Source organism: Streptomyces sp. NPDC050549, assembly GCF_040655035.1.
In the GTDB taxonomy this organism is placed as follows: Bacteria; Actinomycetota; Actinomycetes; order Streptomycetales; family Streptomycetaceae; genus Streptomyces.
Genome location: NZ_JBFAJD010000017.1, coordinates 1 through 17,877, shown reverse-complemented (window position 1 = coordinate 17,877; position 17,877 = coordinate 1). Strand labels below are relative to the sequence as shown.

Annotated in this window: 17 protein-coding genes; 6 read left to right on the top strand and 11 right to left on the bottom strand. The window is 68.9% G+C overall.

Going from position 1 to position 17,877, the window contains the following annotated elements; all coding sequences use genetic code 11:
• Positions 1-454 precede the first annotated feature (454 nt).
• Together AB0I51_RS24340 and AB0I51_RS24335 are read right to left on the bottom strand one after the other, a co-directional pair.
• The gene (locus tag AB0I51_RS24340; protein WP_362978393.1) at positions 455-1,657 is read right to left on the bottom strand and encodes an IS110 family transposase; all 1,203 of its coding nucleotides are present in this window, start codon (positions 1,655-1,657) and stop codon (positions 455-457) included.
• Positions 1,658-1,916: 259 nt separating this feature from the next.
• Complete coding sequence (locus AB0I51_RS24335; protein WP_362978391.1) at positions 1,917-2,525, bottom strand: helix-turn-helix domain-containing protein; 609 nt, start codon at positions 2,523-2,525, stop codon at positions 1,917-1,919.
• Positions 2,526-2,688: 163 nt separating this feature from the next.
• On the opposite strand from AB0I51_RS24335, the gene AB0I51_RS24330 reads away from it, so the two are divergent.
• The 5 genes from AB0I51_RS24330 (at position 2,689) to AB0I51_RS24310 (ending at position 6,670) form a co-directional block, all read left to right on the top strand.
• A complete protein-coding gene (locus tag AB0I51_RS24330) occupies positions 2,689-3,684 on the top strand; it encodes an NADP-dependent oxidoreductase (protein ID WP_362978389.1) in 996 nt (331 codons plus the stop codon).
• A 92-nt stretch (positions 3,685-3,776) separates the two neighbouring features.
• Positions 3,777-4,643 carry an alpha/beta hydrolase gene (locus AB0I51_RS24325; RefSeq protein ID WP_362978387.1) on the top strand — a complete coding sequence of 289 codons (867 nt, stop codon included), beginning with the start codon at positions 3,777-3,779 and terminating at the stop codon, positions 4,641-4,643.
• A 34-nt stretch (positions 4,644-4,677) separates the two neighbouring features.
• On the top strand, positions 4,678-5,484 hold the full coding sequence (locus tag AB0I51_RS24320; protein ID WP_362978385.1) for a strictosidine synthase: 807 nt from the start codon (positions 4,678-4,680) through the stop codon (positions 5,482-5,484).
• Positions 5,485-5,585: 101 nt separating this feature from the next.
• The gene (locus AB0I51_RS24315; RefSeq protein WP_362978383.1) at positions 5,586-6,416 is read left to right on the top strand and encodes an enoyl-CoA hydratase/isomerase family protein; all 831 of its coding nucleotides are present in this window, start codon (positions 5,586-5,588) and stop codon (positions 6,414-6,416) included.
• Positions 6,417-6,523: 107 nt separating this feature from the next.
• Positions 6,524-6,670 carry a hypothetical protein gene (locus AB0I51_RS24310; protein WP_362978381.1) on the top strand — a complete coding sequence of 49 codons (147 nt, stop codon included), beginning with the start codon at positions 6,524-6,526 and terminating at the stop codon, positions 6,668-6,670.
• Positions 6,671-6,999: 329 nt separating this feature from the next.
• On the opposite strand, the gene AB0I51_RS24305 is transcribed toward AB0I51_RS24310, so the two are convergent.
• Positions 7,000-7,713: an SDR family oxidoreductase gene (locus tag AB0I51_RS24305; RefSeq protein ID WP_362978379.1), complete on the bottom strand. Its 714-nt coding sequence runs from the start codon at positions 7,711-7,713 to the stop codon at positions 7,000-7,002.
• A gap of 169 nt (positions 7,714-7,882) precedes the next feature.
• Between AB0I51_RS24305 and AB0I51_RS24300 the strand changes: the two genes are divergently transcribed.
• On the top strand, positions 7,883-8,485 hold the full coding sequence (locus AB0I51_RS24300; protein ID WP_362978377.1) for a TetR/AcrR family transcriptional regulator: 603 nt from the start codon (positions 7,883-7,885) through the stop codon (positions 8,483-8,485).
• Between the two features lie 124 nt (positions 8,486-8,609).
• On the opposite strand, the gene AB0I51_RS24295 is transcribed toward AB0I51_RS24300, so the two are convergent.
• The 8 genes from AB0I51_RS24295 to AB0I51_RS24260 form a co-directional block, all read right to left on the bottom strand.
• Positions 8,610-8,960 (bottom strand): DoxX family protein, encoded by a 351-nt coding sequence (locus AB0I51_RS24295; protein WP_362978375.1) that lies wholly within the window; start codon positions 8,958-8,960, stop codon positions 8,610-8,612.
• Positions 8,961-9,253: 293 nt separating this feature from the next.
• Positions 9,254-9,436 (bottom strand): hypothetical protein, encoded by a 183-nt coding sequence (locus AB0I51_RS24290; protein WP_362978373.1) that lies wholly within the window; start codon positions 9,434-9,436, stop codon positions 9,254-9,256.
• 292 nt (positions 9,437-9,728) lie between these two features.
• The gene (locus tag AB0I51_RS24285; protein ID WP_362978371.1) at positions 9,729-10,397 is read right to left on the bottom strand and encodes a TetR/AcrR family transcriptional regulator; all 669 of its coding nucleotides are present in this window, start codon (positions 10,395-10,397) and stop codon (positions 9,729-9,731) included.
• Positions 10,398-10,435: 38 nt separating this feature from the next.
• Entirely contained in the window at positions 10,436-11,518 is a 1,083-nt protein-coding gene (locus AB0I51_RS24280; RefSeq protein ID WP_362978369.1) for a hypothetical protein, read from the bottom strand.
• A gap of 158 nt (positions 11,519-11,676) precedes the next feature.
• Positions 11,677-12,492: an oxidoreductase gene (locus AB0I51_RS24275; protein WP_362978367.1), complete on the bottom strand. Its 816-nt coding sequence runs from the start codon at positions 12,490-12,492 to the stop codon at positions 11,677-11,679.
• 131 nt (positions 12,493-12,623) lie between these two features.
• Entirely contained in the window at positions 12,624-13,457 is an 834-nt protein-coding gene (locus AB0I51_RS24270; protein WP_362978365.1) for an enoyl-CoA hydratase/isomerase family protein, read from the bottom strand.
• Positions 13,458-13,881: 424 nt separating this feature from the next.
• Positions 13,882-14,628: a methyltransferase domain-containing protein gene (locus AB0I51_RS24265; protein WP_362978363.1), complete on the bottom strand. Its 747-nt coding sequence runs from the start codon at positions 14,626-14,628 to the stop codon at positions 13,882-13,884.
• Between the two features lie 147 nt (positions 14,629-14,775).
• A complete protein-coding gene (locus tag AB0I51_RS24260; protein WP_362978361.1) occupies positions 14,776-17,571 on the bottom strand; it encodes an AAA family ATPase in 2,796 nt (931 codons plus the stop codon).
• Between the last annotated feature and the right edge of the window lie 306 nt (positions 17,572-17,877).

Genomic DNA, 17,877 nt, shown 5'->3' with positions numbered 1-17,877 from the left:
GCATCGCGCGGGCTCGGCCGCCTCGGCCGGCCGCACCGGTAGGCCTGTCGGATTGCCGGGCAACTGGGCAACTGGGCAAGTCGACGGGAACGGCGGCGATCCGGCCGCCGGACTGTCCTGTGTCTGCGACCGTGGAGGCGTACAGGACTTCGCGGACGAGAAGGCGCGCTGGTCGCAGTCCCGGGGCCCGTTGGGCTGGGCCGTCATTGCACACCAGGCATCAGCGACCGCTCGGGTGCTACTCGTCGAGGAACTGAAGGGCGTGCTTCAGGGAGCGCTCGGGGTACTGGAACTGCGCTCCATGCCCGGCGTGGGGGTGGATCGGCGGTTGAGCGTTCGGGATGTTCCGGCGCCGAGGGCGACGACGCCGTAGTGCGTGCTCACGAGCTGCCCCCTTTCTGGGGGGTGCCCCTATCTCTTTCGTCAAGGGGCTGATCGGTTGATTGGTGATGTTTCAGGCGGCTTGGGGGACGGCTTGAGGTTCGAAGAACGGGCAGTCGCGGAGCATCGCGAAGAGCACGTCGACGCGGCGGCGTGCGAGACACATCAGGGCCTGCTTGTGCCGCTTGCCCTCGGCCTTCTTCCGCTCGTAGTAGGCCCGGGAGGCCGGGTCGGACAGCGAGGCGAACGCGGCGAGGAAGAAGGCCCGTTTCAGGTGCTTGTTGCCTCTGCGGGACGGGCTCTCGCCGCGGATCGAGGACCCCGACCGCCTGGTCACCGGAGCGAGCCCGGCATAGGCGGCGAGGTGGCCTGCGGTCGGGAAGGCGGTGCCGTCACCGACGTCGATGAGGATCCTGGCTCCGGTCCTGACGCCTATCCCCGGCATCGACGTCAGGAGGTCGGAAAGAGGGTGCGACTTGAGCAACTCCTCGATGTCCGGGGCCAGTTCCTTGCGCTGGTCGAGCAGGCCGGCCAGGTTCTTCGCGAGCTTGGGCACGATCACCCCCGCGTCGGTGCCCGTGACGACGACGGTCTGCTCGTCGAGTGCGGTGAAGATGTCCTCGACCAGCCGCTCGGCCGTCCTGGGCGCCTTTGGCCGCAGCAGCGTGATCAGGCGCCGTCGTCCGGCCCTGCGGATCGCCTTGGGCGAGCCGAACTGTTCCAGCAGCGTGAGCACGGCCGGGTGCTGGACGCGTGGCCCCAGGACCCGTTCGAGGTGCGGGTGGATCTGGGTGAGCAGGCCGCGGAGCCGGTTCGCGACCCGGGTGGCCTCGCCCGCGAGGTCGTCGTCGAACCCGACGATCATGTGGAGTTCGGCGATGGTTTCGTCCGTCAGCTCGATCGACCGGAGCGTGTGGGGCATGGTGCGGGCGGCGTCCGCGATGATGGCCGCGTCGCGGGCGTCGGTCTTGCCCTCGCCGGGACAGAGGTCCGCGATCCGCCGCATCGTCAGGCCCGGCAGACAGGCCACCTCGCAGCCCGCGGCGCGGGCGACGGCCAGTGGCAGAGCACCGATCGAGGCGGGCTGGTCCACGACGACCAGGACCCGGCCGTACTTGGCCGTGAGCTTGTCGAGCAGGGCCCGCATCTTCGGCTCGCTGTTCGGCAGCGGCTTGTCGACGACGCTCCTGCCGTCCGGCATGAGGCCGGTGGCGTGGTGTTCGCCCTTGCCGACGTCGAGGCCGAGGAAGACGGCCACGTCGCGGATGTCGATCACTTCACTCCTCCTGGGAGGGACTTGTCTTCCCGGCCAAGGCACGGCGCCGACATCCGGCAACCACGTTACGAAGAGCGTTGCCGGCGGACCGGCGCTCCTGCCCCTATCAGCGATCTACCGGCGCCTCCCGACCCGGTGACACCACCCCCCGGGTCATGGTCGACAGGGGGCAAAAGTCATGCCGGGCCAGAAGGCCGGGAGCCCCAAGATCGGGGGCGTCTAGAAGGTAACGGGGGCGGTTGGCTCGTGGTGCGAGCGGTTATGCGGCGCGGTGGTGGGGCGCCAGGGTGGCGTGGATCTGGTCGCGGATGTCGGCGAGGACGGCTTCGTCGCTGTGGTGCAGGTGCGCGGTGGCGGTGGTGCTGATGTGGATGATCGCGGTGATCACCCGCGCCAGTGTTGCCGCGTCGGCGGCGCCGATGTGCTCGTCGCGGGTGAGCAGGCCGGTGACGCCGTCCTCGAGGCGGCCGGCAAGGGTCAGGCCTGCTTGCCGGTAGGGCTCGGCCGGGTCGCCGAAGACGAGTTCGTGCAGGTACGTGCGGCCGTTCTCGGTGTGCTCCCTCACGCACTCCACCACAGGACGGATGAGAGCGATGACAGGCTCCAGCGCGCCCTGTCCGACGGCGGCGTTCGCGGCGGCGAGGCCTGAATCGATGGCGGCGGCGAACTTCTCGTTCTGCACCATGATCAGCAACTCGGCCTTGGTGGACGCGTACAGGTAGAGCGTGCCGATCGCGACATCTGCCCGGCGGGCGACCTGCTGCGTCGTGACCCTGCCGACGCCGTGTTCGGCGAACAGCTCGCGGGCTGCGGTCATGATGCGCTCGCGCTTGTCCTGTTTGGCCCTCTCGCGGCGCCCGATCGGCATGTGACCGCCTCCCATGGGGACCCCCCTTGACATTATTTATGAGTGGACTCATAGTTGAGTGTACTCGGATTGATCGGGTGGGCGAGGCCCTGGATGCCGCACCGAGTTTGCCGATCCAATCTCAAACACGAATAAATAGGACGAAGACTAGGAGTGGCGCCCCATGAGAGCGTTCGTCGTCACCAAGTACAAGGAGCCGCTGCAGGAGGCGGAGGTCCCCGAGCCCACCGTGGGGGAGCACGACGTGCTGGTCCGGGTGGAGGCCGCCGGGCTGAACCCGCTGGACGAGAAGATCCGCGCGGGTGAGTTCAAGCAGATCCTGCCCTACAAGCTGCCACTGACCCTGGGCAACGACGTCGCGGGCACCGTCATCGGCGTCGGGGCGGCGGTTCGCGGATTCAAGCCCGGAGACGAGGTCTACGCCCGGCCCGCCGCGGACCGCATCGGCACGTTCGCCGAGCGCATCGCCGTCGCGGAAGGCGACGTGGCGCTCAAGCCCGCCTCGATCAGCATGGATGAGGCCGGCTCACTGCCGCTGGTGGCGCTCACGGCGTGGCAGGCGCTGGTGGAGCGCGGGAAGGTGCGGCCCGGGCAGAAGGTTCTCATCCACGCCGGCGCCGGCGGGGTCGGTTCGATCGCGATCCAGCTCGCCGCACACCTCGGTGCGAGCGTCGCCACGACCGCCAGCGGTTCCAACGCGCACTTCGTGCGCGCGCTCGGCGCGGACACGGTGATCGATTACCGCACCCAGGACTTCGAGCAGCTCCTGAACGGCTACGACCTGGTGTTGGACAGCATCGGTGGGGAGACTCTCAAGAAGTCCCTGCGGGTGCTCAAGCCCGGCGGCAAGGCCATCGGGATCGCCGGTCCCCCGGACCCCGCGTTCGCCCGAGAGGCCGGCCTGAACCCGCTGCTGCGCCTTGCGGTCGCAGGCCTGAGCGGCAAGATCCGCAGGCAGGCGAAGAAGCTCGGTGTGACGTACGAGTTCCTGTTCATGCGCGCCAGCGGCGACCAGCTCCGCCAGATCACCACCCTCATCGACGAGGGCGTGGTGCGTCCGGTCGTGGGCAAGGTGGTCCGCTTCGACCAGACCCCGCAGGCGCTGCAGTCCCTGTCCCAGGGCGGTATCCGCGGCAAGGCCGTCATGGGCAGCAGCTGACCCAGCTGACCCGCCGCAACCGCGACGGATCACACAAGACGCACAGCAAGACAAGACGCACAGCGACAAAAAACACGCAAGGAGAATCCGTCATGAGCAGCACCGGCACCCCGAACGAAGCCGTCATCACCTCCTACGCGAAGGCCCCGGCCCGCACCGTCAGCGCCGGCGGCGTCACCTACGCCTACCGCGAGCTGGGACCGAAGGGCGGCATCCCCGTCGTCTTCTTCGTCCACCTCGCCGCGACCCTGGACAACTGGGACCCCCGCATCGTCGACCCCGTCGCGAAGGGCCGTCACGTCATCGCCTTCGACAACCGCGGTGTCGGGGCATCCACCGGCCAGGTGCCGGACAGCGTCGAGGCGATGGCCGACGACGCCCACACCTTCATCAGGGCGCTCGGGTACGACAAGATCGACGTCTTCTCCTTCTCCCTCGGCGGCATGGTCGCCCAGGCCCTGGTGGTGAAGCACCCCGCGCTCGTCCGCAAGCTCGTCCTCACCGGCACCGGGCCCAAGGGCGGCAAGGACATCGACAAGGTCGCCGGAACCACCTACTGGGACATCCTGCGCGCCACCCTGACCCGCTCGGACCCCAAGGAGTTCCTGTTCTTCAACCGCAACGCCACCGGCAAGCCCGCCGCCCGCGCGTTCGTCAACCGGCTCAAAGAGCGCACCGTCGACCGCGACGCGGAGATCAAGACCAAGGCCTTCCAGACACAGCTGAAGGCGATCAAGAAGTGGGGGCGCTCCGCCCCCGACGACCTGTCGTCGATCACGCAGCCCACCCTGATCGCCAACGGCGACAACGACCGCATGGTGCCGTCGATCCTGTCGGAGGACCTGCACCAGCGCATCAAGGGCAGTGAGCTGATCATCTACCCCGACTCCGGGCACGGCGGCATCTTCCAGTACCACGACCGGTTCGCCCCCGTGGCGGTCGAGTTCCTCGCCCCATGACAACCCGTCAGACCAGGAAGAGAAGGGCAACATCATGAGCACGTCACCGGCCGTCGCACCCCTGGAAGTGAAGAAGCACCTCACCTCCTCGATCCTGCTGTGGGTGCGGACCGATCAGCCCCGCCAGACCGGCATGGACCACTGGAAGGGCCCGCACTCCGGGATCATCTCCGCCACCCCGGGCCTGGAGGAGTACCGGCAGATCCACCTCGCCAAGCACAACCCGGGCCGGTGGCCGGCCACCGACGGGGTCCAGACCGCGATCCCCGCAGACCGGAAGATCGACGGCGTCGCGGAAGTCACCTTCCAATCGGCGCTTGCACCCCTGAAAGGGCGCAAGCAGACGAAGCTGGCCTACGCCGACGAGATCAACGTGTTCCGCCGCACCCTGCTCTACGCCGGCTCGCCGAACTCATCCCGCTGGTACGACGTCGCAGGCCCCGGAGAGACGGTCGGTGCCCGCACTCTCGTCTACCTGCGCCGTAGAGACGGCGCCGGCGCCGGCGCCTTCCGGAAGTTCGTCAACGAGCAGGTCGCTCCCGCGCTCGCCGGCACCGGAGTGCTGAAGGAACTGCGCACGCAGACGTTCCTGCCCTGGGTCGAAAAACTCTGGGACACCCCGGACGTCGCCCACGACAACCCCCACGACCAGCACTTCCACGCCTCCCTCAGCCTAGGGTTCACCGACACAGAGGCACGGGACGCCTTCTTCACCGGCAACGTGATCCAGGACCTGTCCGACCGGCTGGCACCGCAGGTCTCCGCGATCCACGCCTACGACGTCACCGCCGCCCTCACCTACGTCAAGAACGGCGACATCCTCCCGCACTGCGAGGAGTGAGCAGCGCGGGCTCTGCTCGGCAATGCATCCGCCCCACGCTTCCCGGCCCTCCTCGCCGTCTGACACCCGTCACGCATCCGAATCCGTATCCGGAGCCAGCCATGAGCGAGCACAGCACCATCCAATACGAGCGCACCTCACCGCAGATCGCGAAGATCACCTTCGCCAACCCGCCCGTCAACCTCATCGCCGGCGAGACCGTCCTGCGCCTCATCGAGATCGTCGAAGAACTGGCCACCGATCCGGACATCCAGGTCGTACTGTTCGACAGCGCCACCCCCGACTTCTTCTACAACCACTTCGACCTGGCCGCCGCCGCCGACTTCCCCGCCCCCGAGGACCCGGACGCGGTGCCGGCATGGACGAATCTGGTCCTGGAACTCTCCAGGGCGCCGTACATCACCATCGCGGCCATCCGGGGACGCACCCGCGGCGGTGGGAACGAGCTCGCCCTCGCCCTCGACCTGCGCTACGCCAGTCGTGAGAAGGCGATCTTCGGGCAGCCCGAGGTCGGCAGCGGACTGCTGCCCGGCGGTGGCGGCACCGAGCGCCTCCCTCGCGCCATCGGACGCGACCGCGCCCTGGAAGCCATCCTCACCAGCGACGACTACGATGCCGACACCGCCGAGCGTTGGGGCTGGGTCACCCGCGCCCTCCCCGACAGCGAACTCGACGCCTTCGTCGGCACCGTCGCCGCCAGGCTCGCTTCCTTCGACCGCACCTCACTCGCCTCGGCCAAGGCCCAGATCAACCGGGCATCCCTGCCCCCGGACGCGGACCTGGTCGCCGCGTACGGCGAGTTCGCCCACTCGCTCACCCTCCCCGGTTTCCTCACCCGGGCCGCAGGCACGCAGGCCGTCGCCGAACAGGCCGGCATCGACTTCGAATACCGTCTCGGGCACCACATCGGCGTCGCCAACCAGCAACGCTGACGCCCGGCAGCAAGCGAGCACGTACGCAGCAGATGCCACGGCCGTGCTCGTTCTGTCGCGAGTCCCACCTGGGTCGTCGTACGAGTGCCCGATGGGGGAGGGGAACCATGGCGCGAAGCCCGGTCAGCACCGAGAACGACCGGCGGATCGGCGCTGCCGCGGACGCGGTGGTGTTCGACGTCGTCCGTACCGTGGCCGGCCGGCGACCCGGCATCGCCGGCGAATTCGAGCGCGTCGGGGCACAGGCCGACTAGCCAGGGCTCACCACCCAGTGGCGCGGCCCGTACGCCGACAGGGCTGCGGGTGGTGTCGGGGAAGGGCCCCGGCGGTCGCTGGGCGCACTGCACCGGGTGATGCTCGACGAAGCGCTCGCCGGGCATGGCCTGTCCGAGTTTCACCGACACCGAGATCGACATCGACCGAGGTGAGCTCGCGGCACCTGGCACCGCCTGCACCCGTGGTCCGACAGCCGCGATGGTCCGTCCACGACGGTACGTGCCTCCGCCATGTCGGCAAACCGTTCGAACCCCATGGATCACGCGGTCCCGACGCCAGGAGATCACATCGGGACCGAAGGGCAACCTCAGGCGTTCGTGTTGCGCAGGTCCGGGTAGAGCGCCTCGACCGGGCCGCTCAGAGCCGCCTTGACCCCCTGGGTCAGCTCGTCGGCCAGGACCTCGTATTCTCCTGCCTCGACGGCGTCGTAGACCGTCGTCACCAGCTGCGTCGGCAGCATCTTGGGTCCGTCGGCGTGCGCGGCCATGGCGGTGTCGACGTAGCCCATGTGCACCCCCGTCACGTGGACGCCCATGGGTGCGAGCTCGATGCGCAGGGAGTTGGTGGCCGACCACAGTGCGGCCTTGGACGCGCTGTAGGCGCCGCCGAAGGCGTACCAGCTGGCAACGGAGTGCACGTCGATGAGGATCGACCCCTTCTTGGCGGCGAGGACCGGTGCGAAGGCGCGGGCAAGGAGGACCGGTCCGAAGAAGTTCGTTTCCATGTTCGCCCGGATGTCCGCCTCGGTGACGTCCAGCAGGCTCGCGCTCGGCGGGATGGCGCCCGCGTTGTTGACGAGCACGGTGACATCCGCCGCGGCGGCGACGGCCCCGGCGATCGACGCGCGGTCGGTGACGTCAAGGGCCAGGGGGACGATGCGTTCGTCGTCCCAGGCGCGCGGGGTACGGGCGGTGGCATAGACCTTGGCGGCGCCGCGAGCCAGGGCCTCGCGGACGAAGTGGGTGCCGATACCGCCATTGGCGCCGGTGACGAGGACGACTGCTCCATCGAGGGAGGGCATGGGTGTTCCTTCGTTTCAGGGGGATGTGAAGTGCGTGGCTCTGCACGGTTGGAGCAATGACTCCTCGCCCTGTCATGGGAGAATGAGCACAGCCATATTCGAGCCCACGCGGTAGCGACTGTAGTCATAACTGACTGCAGTCAGAATACTATTCCTGGAGGACACCGCCATGTCTGTCGCCCCCCGGCCGGTCGGACGGCGCGAGCGGAACAAGCAGGAGAAATTCGACCGCATCGTCGCTGCCGCGACTGAGTTGTTCGCCGAACACGGCATCGATGAGGTCACGACCCAGCAGATCGCCGACAAGGCCGACATCGGCACCGGGACCCTGTTCCTTTACGCCAAGACCAAGGGCGAACTCCTCCTGCTCGTGCAGAACGCCAAGTACGCCGAAGCGCTCGAGCAGGGCCGGGCGGACGCCGAGACCGTCCCAGGGGTGCTGGACGCGGTGATGGCGATAGTCCGGCCGATCGTGGAGTGCAACCGCACCCAGATCGATAACGGACGTACCTACCTGCGAGAGATGGTCTTCGGCGACCCCGAAGAGCCCCGGCACGGCGCTGCACTCGCCATCGTCGCGCAGGCCGAGGAGGCCATCGCCGCCGTGCTGCTCCGGAACGAGCAGGTCACGGAGGGCGACGCCGCGACGCTGGCACACATCGTGTCCGCCGTGATGTTCCTCAGCACGGCGGCGAGCGTGAACATCGGCTTGAGCGTCGAGGAGATCGTGCAGGACATCCGGAGGCAGGTCGACGTCCTGCTGCCTCGCTGAAGCGCGGCTGGCCTCAGGCCGTACCGGGGGCGACTTGCCTCCAGCCCGGGCGCTGGAGGCAAGTGTCCGGCAGTGGCTGCGCGGTGCGATCGCGAGCTGGTCCGATCGCGATCGTGGAGCACGGTCAGAGCGTCGCGAACCCCAGCACGAGCGGCGCCACGGCAACGAGCATGATGACGGTTGGGGTGCCGACTCCCTTCATGTCGCCTGCGCGGAGGTGCGTGATTACGGCGCCCAGAAAGTACAGGACGACCCCGATCGCCGCCGCGATGCCCAACGGCCGGTAGACAATGCCGGCGAGCAGCCCCAGAGCGCCCGCGATCTTGACCAGGCCGAGCGGCAGGAACCAGCTGTCGGGCACCCCGACCGCCTTGAGCTGCTCTGTGATCTTCGGGTCGCGGGTGATGTCGGAACGGGCACTGGAGACCAGCAGCAGGGACAGCACGACGGCGAGGACGACATAGGCGATGAACATGGAGAACTCCGGAGAGAGAAGGGGACGGTCGATCGGTCGAGGAATTCAGGGCGGCAAGCGATGAGCCGCGGTCATGCGACTGCCTCGTGTCCGGGGCATTGCTGTGGGAGTGGACGAGGTGATCCAGGTGATGCCGAGTGAGAGCGGCCCAGTCGTTCCCACAGGTTCGGAATCGGGCGTTGCGGCGGTGGCGGTATCACCCGTAGGACGAAAGGCCTCGCACCGGGACCTCGGCGGAGCGCTGCCGACGGAAGGGCGGAGTCGGCCAGGCCTCGCTCCTGCGTCGGTGGCACTCAGGCCGGGCGAAGCGGGAGGGAGTCGCAGGCGTGGTCCGTCCAGATGCGGAGGGTGGTTTCGGCCGGGTAGGGGGTACCGCCGGGTTCGGTGTCGATGCGCTGGGGGAGACGCTGCTCTGTGTCGCACTCGGGCCGGCCGGGGTTGCCGGTGGTGGCGAAGGCCGCCCACGCGGAGCGCACCCACTGCGACAGAGCTGCCGCGTCGGCGGGCGGCTGCTCACCCGATCAGGAGGGCGCTGACGGCTGCGCTCAGGCTGCCGAAGGCCAGTCCGAAGTCCGGCCCGGGCAGGCGCCGAATGTGCCGCTCATCGCTGGGGCCGGCCAGGTCAGTCGGTAGAGGTAGGACCGGCGTCCGGCTGGGCGGCGCGTTCGGCCAGGTGCAGGCTGGGCACGCGCCTCCCCGGGTGGGACGAGCCGTGAATGCGGAAGCCATCGGTATGGCAGATCCTGACGGGGGTGGTCTTCACCGGAATCACGCCGGGCCGGGATCATCCGTTTTCACCTCCCGACGTGGAAGACATGGCACCGGCTGAAGCGAGCGATCGTGCTGCTCGGCATCCAGCAGTGCGAGGGCGTTGTGGATGCCCTGTTCGAGGATTTGGTCGGCAAGTCGGCGGTTGGTCAGGGCACGGGAGAGTTGCAGGGTCCCGGCCATCATGCCGAGGAGGCTGAGTGACTTCAGACGCGCCGACGGCGGGTCATGGGGTGCCATGCGGGCGGCGAAGCCGTCAACGAGGACCAGCGCGCCGTCGGTGTACGCCTGCCTGGTGGAATCCGTGGAGCGTCCTATCTCGTCGAGCAGGGCGGCATTGGGGCAGCCGTCCTCGACGCTGTCGCGCTGCTCGGTCGAGAAGTACCAGCGAATCATCTGCTCGAGTCCGGCGCGGCCGGGTGCCGCCTGCGCGACGATGTTTTCGTGCTGCGCACGCATCTGGTCAGCGACCGCGGTGGCGATGAGTTCGTCCTTGGAGGCGAAGTAGGCGTACAAGGTGCCGTTGGTCAGTCCCGCATCCTTCATGAGTATGGCCACTCCGGAGCCGTCGAAACCGTTGCGCTTGAGCCGGCGGCCGGCCGTCGTGATGATCCGCTGCCTTGTCTCCTGCTTGTGTTCTTTCGTGTACCGCACGAGGCGTTCCTCCATCGCAGCCGGGGCTTGCGCCCCGGCTGCCGCTGGTCGCGTCAGTGGGCCGCGCCTGCAAGAAGCGCGGGGAAGTTGATTTTGGCGATCTGCAGCTTCGGGTCGTGGGGCTCGGGGACCCCGCCATCGGTGATGTACAGGCGGTCGCCGCGGACGGCGGTCGCGGAGGGCGAGGCGAGACCGTCCGCGCCTGTCAGGACGGGCTTGTAGGTGCCGTTCGGGTAGATCACCACGACCCTGTCCGGACCGTTCTGCGAGGAGGAGCCGTTCTGCGCCGCGAACACCACATCGGACCAGGGGGTCAGGAAGCTGAGATCGTCGATGTTGGGCAGGCCGCCCGTGACCAGGTGGAGGGGGCCGGCCGTGCCGGTGCCAGTGACCGGTACCTGCAGCAGGGTTCCCTTGTTGAAGTTGCTGATCCACAGGGCGCCGTTGTGGAACCTGAGCCCGTTGGCGCCGATCGGCAGGGCTTTGGTCGGTACCGGCGCCAGCGCGGCGTCGGTCAGCCACGGGGTCGCCGATCCGCCCGAGACCGGAACGGACCAGATGATTCCCTTCAGGCTGTCCGCGATGTAGAGGGTGCGTCCGGCCGGGTCGACGGCCAGCCCGTTGGGACCCGAGTCGGCGGGCAGAGCGGCGACGCGCTGAGGTGTACCGTCCGCAAGCAGTTTGTACACGCCGTTCCTGGCCGCGTTGCCTGGGGCCCACACGCTGTAGTAGACGGTGCCGTCGCTGCCACGGGTGTTGCCGCTGATCGCCTCACCCACCTGCCCGGTGGCGAGCACGGTGCGCTGTCCGGACGCGGAGATGCGCATCAGCTGCGGCCCGTGGGTGCGCTCGCACACCGCGCAACTGCCGAGCATCGACAGGGTCACTGAGCCGTCGGGGTTGGCGGTGATGTTCTCGGGGATCTCGCCGGCGGCGAAGTCGAACTTCGCCGCGGTCCGTACGTCGGTGACAACGGATGCGCGATACGAGGGTCCCGTCCATGCGGAGGCGGACGGCGCCGAGACCAGGACGGCCGCCGTCGCTGTGACCGCCAGCGCGATGCCGACGTTCTTCTTCACAAAACGCCGTGCGCTCGAAGCACTGCGCCGGGCCGTTTGCCGGCGTTGCTGCTGCATGACTCTCCTCGGTAAATCAACGAGTGACTGGTCGATGGGACTTTCGAGGACATCGGTGATGTCGGTGATGTCGGGTACATCAGAGGCGTTCAGGCGGAATCGGCGGCCCTGAAGCCGGACCTGGATGTCATCGGCGCCTTTGAAGCCGGGCCGGGGAGTCAGGTGGGCAGGTGGTTGTTCCTGCGGATCTGCTTGTCGAACGTTCCGGCAGGGACGAGGCGGCGAGCGGTGGCGACGCGTGCGGCCAGCGGTCCGGCGGTGTAGCGCAGCTTCGGCTTCTTGTCGGTCGCTGCGGTGACGATCACCTTGGCGACGACGGCGGGGTCGTCGCCGTCCTTCATCGCATCCGCGATCATCCTGTCGAAGTCGCGCCGTCGCTCCGCGTACAGAGGCAGCGGGGTGTCGGGCTGTGCGGCGTTGGTGTCGAAGCTGGTCTTGGTGTAGGCGGGCTGGACGAGGAGGACCCGCACACCGTGCTCGCGGACCTCGTGGTCCAGCGACTCGGAGTAGCCCTCGATCGCGTGCTTCGCGGCGACATAGAGGGCCATGAAGGGCTGGGGGGCGACCCCTAGGACGGACGAGATGTTGATGATGCGTCCGCTGCCCTGGGCGCGCATATGCGGCAGGACGGCCTTCGTCATGCGGATGACGCCGAGGACGTTGATGTTCAGGACGTTCTGGGCCTGGGTGACGGAGTTCTCCTCGACGGCGCCCGCCGAGCCGATGCCCGCGTTGTTGACCAGGACGTCGATGCGTCCGAACCGGTCGATCACCTCTCCGACCGCGGCGGTGGCCGAGTCGTCACTGCCGACGTCGAGATCGAGGTACGTCACACCGGCGGGCGGGGTGAGTCCGGATGTCTTGCGGCCGGTTCCGATCACCTCGAAACCCGCCGAGACGAAGGCGCGGGCCGTCTCCTTGCCGATCCCCGACGAGGCGCCTGTCACGAGCGCCACCGGCCGCGTTGTCGTCATCACGTACTCCTTCACTTTAAATTATGATCGTATGCCTTACGGTCGTACGACCATATGCTGGTCGTCGGTCGATGGCAAGTGGGCACGTCCGGCGATCTGGGAAAGGATCCGGAATCGTGGGGAGTCGGTGTTCACCGGCTTTTCGGACGTGCGATGCCGAGGTGGCCACCCGAGCGGAGTTCCAGCTCCTCGGGACCCTTTTCGGCAGCGGGCTTCTCGAACCGGGGCAGGAATGCCTCGATTCCTGGCCGGGTCGGGGAGCTAAGGAATTGCGTGTAGGCCGTTCGCGGGTCGGCGTCGGGCGGGGGCGTCGCCCTGTTGGCCCGAGCCTTGGCGGCTGCCAGCGCCGCCTTGCCGAATGACGCCAGCCGGGTTGCCGCACCGTCCACGAAGTCGTCCAGCTCGGCGTCGGCGACGGAGCGGGTCACCCATCCGTAGCGTTCTGCCGTGTCGGCGTCGTAGTTATTGCTGCTCAGGATGGCTTCGAGTGCCCGATCCCGTCCGATGAGCCGGGGCAGGTGTTCTGAGCCCCGGCAGCCGGGAAGAATCCCGCCGCCGCCCTCGGACCGGCCGAACACCGCGCGCTCGCGACTGGCGTAGCGCAGATCACAGGCCAGGGCCAGTTCGCCTCCGCCGCCCCTGGTCCGTCCGCGGATGGACGCGATGCTGACGAACGGAGCTGTGGACAGCCGGATCACGAGATCGATCCATGTCGGCGTCGCCTCCGGATCGGAGGGCATGAAGTCGGCAACCCGGTCGAGATCGAACTGGTTGAAAAAGTAGCCGGGCGTACTGCTGGTGAGGACGGCAACGTGAACCTGCGGGTCCTCGCTCAGCTCCGTGACGACCTCGACCAGTCGGGACACGGTCTCTTTGAGGATGAGATTCACTGGTGGATTCGAGAATGTGATTTTGCGGATTCCTGGTGTCAGCTGCTCCACGCTGATCGTGCTGGGTTGCGTCATCGTTCGCTCCAAGGGTGACCCTGACGGTTCGCCAGGGATGCGTGTTCGTCGGAGCGCCCTGAACCGGCAGAGGCGACGCCCGGCACCGGGGCGCGCAGCCGCGTGGCCATGTCCTGCTTCGCCGTGCTGTTGCAGCCTCGACGCTCCGACCGGCTTGGCAGCCGAGCGGGTCAGCCGGCCGGCCGGGTGCGCGGCGCGGCTGGTCGAGGGCCGGGCGGGGCGACGCGGCACAACGTGCTGAGGCGGCCGACGGTTGGGACGGCGGTGCGGCGCGGCCCCGGTTTCGGGGGAGTGGCCGCCGAGGCGATATCGGCGTCCGTCACAGCGAGCCGAGCCGCTGTCGTGCCGACGCTCCCGACCCTGGATCGCCGTCGCCATGTCTTTCTCCTGCGGTGGGGCGCAAGTTCACTGGTCGCGCTCGAAGCTACGGAGGATGCGAGGAAAGCGGATCCGTCACCGTGTCTGTCACATGTGACCTGGTGTCGTTGAAACTCGGGTTGCCGGCAGTGGCTCTGGGCGACCGCAGCCCATTGAGCTTTTGAGTAAATGGACCTGTACGGACGGCGCCCGGAGCAGGCAGCCCTTGACCCGATCCTTGACGGTGCTCGCCAGGGCGACGAGCACCGCTGGTGCTGTGGGGTGACCCCGGCATGAGCAGGACCGCCCTACTGGAATGCGTGGCCGAGTCCGCGGCGCGCACCTCCTCCGGCCCTTCGAGAGAGGACGTGGGATGGCGCTCGTCGAGGCTCGCCCCGCCGGGCCGGCGCGCGTACCAGGCCTCGATCTCGCGGTTGTGCGCGATGCCCGAGGCCTTGCGGTGGTCCGCGATGGCGACCCGCGCGCCGGGCCTGAGCATCCGGTACGTCTCAGCGACGGCCACGGCAGTCGTCTCGGCCAGTTCGTGCAGGACATACGCGCACTGCGCCGAATCTACCGAGGCGTCGGGTACAGGCGAGGGGGCCGGTGTGCCGACCTGGGTCGTCACTTGCGGGGCGGGGCCCTCCCTGGCGGCCCGCTGCCGCTGATGCAGGGACGTCGCCGTCGGGCCCACCGCGCGGGCGGCGACCAGCCGGTGCTCGTCGCCAACGGCGGGAGCGACAGGATGGTGCCAGCGACGCAGAACCTGGCCGACCTGGCGCGGCGGCTGCAGAACGTCGAGCTGATGATCCATCCCGACGCGGCCACGGAGGCATCTTCCAGTTCCACGAGCAGTTCGTGGCGGAAGCCCTCCGGTTCCTTTAGCGGCCGTAAAGGCTCAGCGCGGTCGGCGAGACAGCCGGGCCCGTCGCTCAGGGTCCCGCCGGGCATCAGCCGCCACTCAGCCGGCGCCGAAAGGTCCCGGTGAGTCCACCAGGCGCAGCCCGTCCTCGAAATCGACGCGCGCGAGGTCGGCGCGCGAGACGATGCCGAGCTTGGGGAAGACGTTGGCCAGGTGATAGCCCACCGTACGGGGACTGATCAGCAGCTGTGCCCCGATCTCCCGGTTGGTGAGCCCCTCTGCGGCCAGCCGCACGACTCGCGACTCCTGCGCGGTCAGAACCGTTGCGGTGTCCCGGTCCGGTCCCGAGTCGCGGCGCACCTGCTGTCCGCTCAGCTCCTGTTCGGCCCGGGTGCGGGCGAGCAGGGGCGCCGCGTCGAGTCGCCGGAAGGTTTCCGCGGCTTCCGCCAACTGTGTCCGGGCGTCGGCACGGCGGCGTGCCCGCCGCAGCCACTCGCCGTACAGCAGGCGGGTGCGGGCGTAGGCGAAGGGCCGTGACTGGGCTCCGGGGACATCCAGCGCGAGCCGGAAGTGCTTCTCCGCCTCCGCCCCGGACTCCAGCAGGGCACGGACAAGGTGCAGCGCGGAGACCGCCCAGGGTGCGTTGGACCGCTCGGACCACCGCTGCAGCAGCCGCACCTGTTCTTCGGCCGTCGCCCGCTGACCGGCCTGGACCGCGGCCTCGGCGGTGTCCGGCGCGGCCAGGATCGCGATGGTGGGGTGCGCCGCGTGGTGCCCGTCCTCGGTCAGCCGGACCAGGCGGCCCACAGCCTCCTCGGCCCGGCCGCCGAAGAGCGCCGACATGCCGAGGCTCCACTGCGCGGCCGCGCTGAAGACGCGCACTCCGCGCGGCGCCCAGAGTTCGACGGTCCCGGCGGCATGGTCCACGACGGTCCGCTCATCGCCTCGCGCGGCTGCCAGCCATCCGATACCGCCGCGGTACTGTGCCGCCGATTTCTCGTCGCCGATCTCCTCCGCCACTCGGAGTCCCTCGATGGCATTCGCCTCGGCCAAGGCCCAGGATCCCTGCGCGATGTCCACCGTCACGGACTGGGCCAGCGCCTGGGTCAGGGCCGACACCTGGTCCGTGTGCCGCAGTTGGTCGATCTCGCGGTGGAGGCCCTCCCCAAGGACGTGCTCGATGCCCCAGGCCACCCCCAGCGCTGCCGTTGGCATCAGGAGCCAGGAACTGCCGCTGAGCCGGTTGAAGCCCTCACCGCCGAGAGCCACCATCTGGTCGCGGTCATCAGCGCCGCTGTCCCGCTCCTCCGTCCACCATGCGCGGAGCAACGGCAGCAGACCGGCGTTCGGGAAGTCCCCCTGTGCGAGCCGCCGCTCGAGCCGGTGGAGCGCCTCGCGCTGCAGTGCGCTGTGCCCGGCCGCCCACGCCGCCCACAGCGCCACGCTGCCGAGCCTGAACGCCTGCCCGGGATCGGCCACCCGCTCCATGTCCCGGGTCAGCTGACGGCAGGCGATCTCGAGATGCCCGTGCGTGAACTCGATCAGCCCGAGCAACCCCTCACTGAGGTTCGCGACCTTGGCTTCGGAGGAGATCTGTTCGGCCCGCGCCAGCATGTCCCGCGCCACATCGGCCTGGCCGGCCTCCCAGGCCGCCTTCGCTCCGTGAGCGAGCCGCCTGGCCGCGTCGTCCGTGGACGGGGAGAGTGCCGCCGCCCGCCGCAGAGCACGGCCGGCCGTGGCACAGCCGCCGCGTGCCCAGGAGCGGTCGGCCGACTCCTCCAGCAGCCGCGCCACCTCCCCGTCAGGTCCGCCCGCGGCTTCCACGGCTGCGGCGAGGTGCCACGGGCGCAACTCGTCGGCGTTCTCACCGGTCAGCACGGAGGCGAGCGCGCGATGAACCGCCTGTCGGTCCGCGGCCGGTGCCTCCTCGTAGACCACCGCCCCCATCAGCTGGTGGCGGAGGCGGATACGACCGTCCGAACGCGTGGTGAGCAGGCCCGAGTGCAGCGCCTCGTCCCACGCGACCGAGTCGAGGCCGAGCACACGATTCGCCTTGGACATGGTGTTCCGGTCGCTGCGGTCATCGGCGGCGACGAGAAGAAGCGCGGTGCGGGCGGGCGCGGACAACCTCGCGATGCGGGCGCGGAAGGCGCGGCGCAGGCGGGGCCCGACGGCGATCTGCTCACCGGCGAGAGGGTGCGCCGAGATGTCGCCCGCCGCCATGGACGTGGGCAGTTCCTGGAGCGCGAGCGGATTGCCGGCTGCCGCGCGGACCGTGCGGCGGATCACCGCCTCGTCCGCGTCCGGAGCGACGGCACCGACGAGCAGCCGGGCGTCCTTGTCGCCCAGCCCGCGAACCTCCATCGCCGCCAACTCCTCCCACGGTCCCTCGACGGGATCGTCGTGTCCGGTCAGGAGCATGGCCACGGGCTCGTCGCGCAGGCGGCGGGCGACGAAGGCCAGGATTCGTGCGGAGGGCTCGTCGAGCCAGTGGGCATCGTCCACGGCGATGAGCACCGGCCGTTTCCCGGCCAACTCGCCGACGAGCGTCAGCACGGCCACGCTGATCAGGAACGGGTCCGCGACGTCACCGCTGATGCCGAGCGCCCCGTTCAAGGCGTTGGCCTGCGGCTCCGGGAGCGCACTGATCCGGTCCGTTACCGGCCACAGCAGTTCATGCAGGCCTGCGAACGCCACCCGCGACTCCAGACGGGTACCCCGGCATCTCGCGACGGTGAAGTCTCCAGCGGCTGCTTCGGCCCCGTAATCGAGCAGAGCGGTCTTGCCGATACCGGGTTCGCCCCACACCATCAGAGCCGCCCCGGCACCTTGACGAGCGGCATCAAGGATCTCGTCGAGGGCTGCCTGTTCCTGGCGCCGTCCATACAGGTCCATTTGTTTGAAATGTTAAGGGCCTGCTGTGGCCCGGGCTACTCCAGACACCGCCTGTTCACCGCCGCTTGGCGATCCTTTGACGGATGAGATGACGGATCCGCTTCCAGCGCACCGCCCGTAGCGTCGAGCGTGATCACTGCGCGCCCCACCGCAGGAGGACGACATGGCGACGGCCATCACCTCTGTTGATCTGTCACTCGTTCCGTCTGACAAAGGACTTCCCAATCGTGATGTCAAGCCGCAGCCGTGACGGGAGGTGAACCTTGATAGCACTGTCCGTCACGAAGCATCGCCCACAAGACGTTG

Bases quoted from the DNA above. Each gene is read 5' to 3' on its own strand.
- AB0I51_RS24335 (WP_362978391.1), bottom strand. From the start codon at position 2,525: ATGCCGATCGGGCGCCGCGAGAGGGCCAAACAGGACAAGCGCGAGCGC.
- AB0I51_RS24330 (WP_362978389.1), top strand. From the start codon at position 2,689: ATGAGAGCGTTCGTCGTCACCAAGTACAAGGAGCCGCTGCAGGAGGCG.
- AB0I51_RS24325 (WP_362978387.1), top strand. From the start codon at position 3,777: ATGAGCAGCACCGGCACCCCGAACGAAGCCGTCATCACCTCCTACGCG.
- AB0I51_RS24320 (WP_362978385.1), top strand. From the start codon at position 4,678: ATGAGCACGTCACCGGCCGTCGCACCCCTGGAAGTGAAGAAGCACCTC.
- AB0I51_RS24315 (WP_362978383.1), top strand. From the start codon at position 5,586: ATGAGCGAGCACAGCACCATCCAATACGAGCGCACCTCACCGCAGATC.
- AB0I51_RS24310 (WP_362978381.1), top strand. From the start codon at position 6,524: ATGGCGCGAAGCCCGGTCAGCACCGAGAACGACCGGCGGATCGGCGCT.
- AB0I51_RS24305 (WP_362978379.1), bottom strand. From the start codon at position 7,713: ATGCCCTCCCTCGATGGAGCAGTCGTCCTCGTCACCGGCGCCAATGGC.
- AB0I51_RS24300 (WP_362978377.1), top strand. From the start codon at position 7,883: ATGTCTGTCGCCCCCCGGCCGGTCGGACGGCGCGAGCGGAACAAGCAG.
- AB0I51_RS24295 (WP_362978375.1), bottom strand. From the start codon at position 8,960: ATGTTCATCGCCTATGTCGTCCTCGCCGTCGTGCTGTCCCTGCTGCTG.
- AB0I51_RS24285 (WP_362978371.1), bottom strand. From the start codon at position 10,397: ATGGAGGAACGCCTCGTGCGGTACACGAAAGAACACAAGCAGGAGACA.
- AB0I51_RS24280 (WP_362978369.1), bottom strand. From the start codon at position 11,518: ATGCAGCAGCAACGCCGGCAAACGGCCCGGCGCAGTGCTTCGAGCGCA.
- AB0I51_RS24275 (WP_362978367.1), bottom strand. From the start codon at position 12,492: ATGACGACAACGCGGCCGGTGGCGCTCGTGACAGGCGCCTCGTCGGGG.
- AB0I51_RS24270 (WP_362978365.1), bottom strand. From the start codon at position 13,457: ATGACGCAACCCAGCACGATCAGCGTGGAGCAGCTGACACCAGGAATC.
- AB0I51_RS24265 (WP_362978363.1), bottom strand. From the start codon at position 14,628: ATGGATCATCAGCTCGACGTTCTGCAGCCGCCGCGCCAGGTCGGCCAG.
- AB0I51_RS24260 (WP_362978361.1), bottom strand. From the start codon at position 17,571: ATGGACCTGTATGGACGGCGCCAGGAACAGGCAGCCCTCGACGAGATC.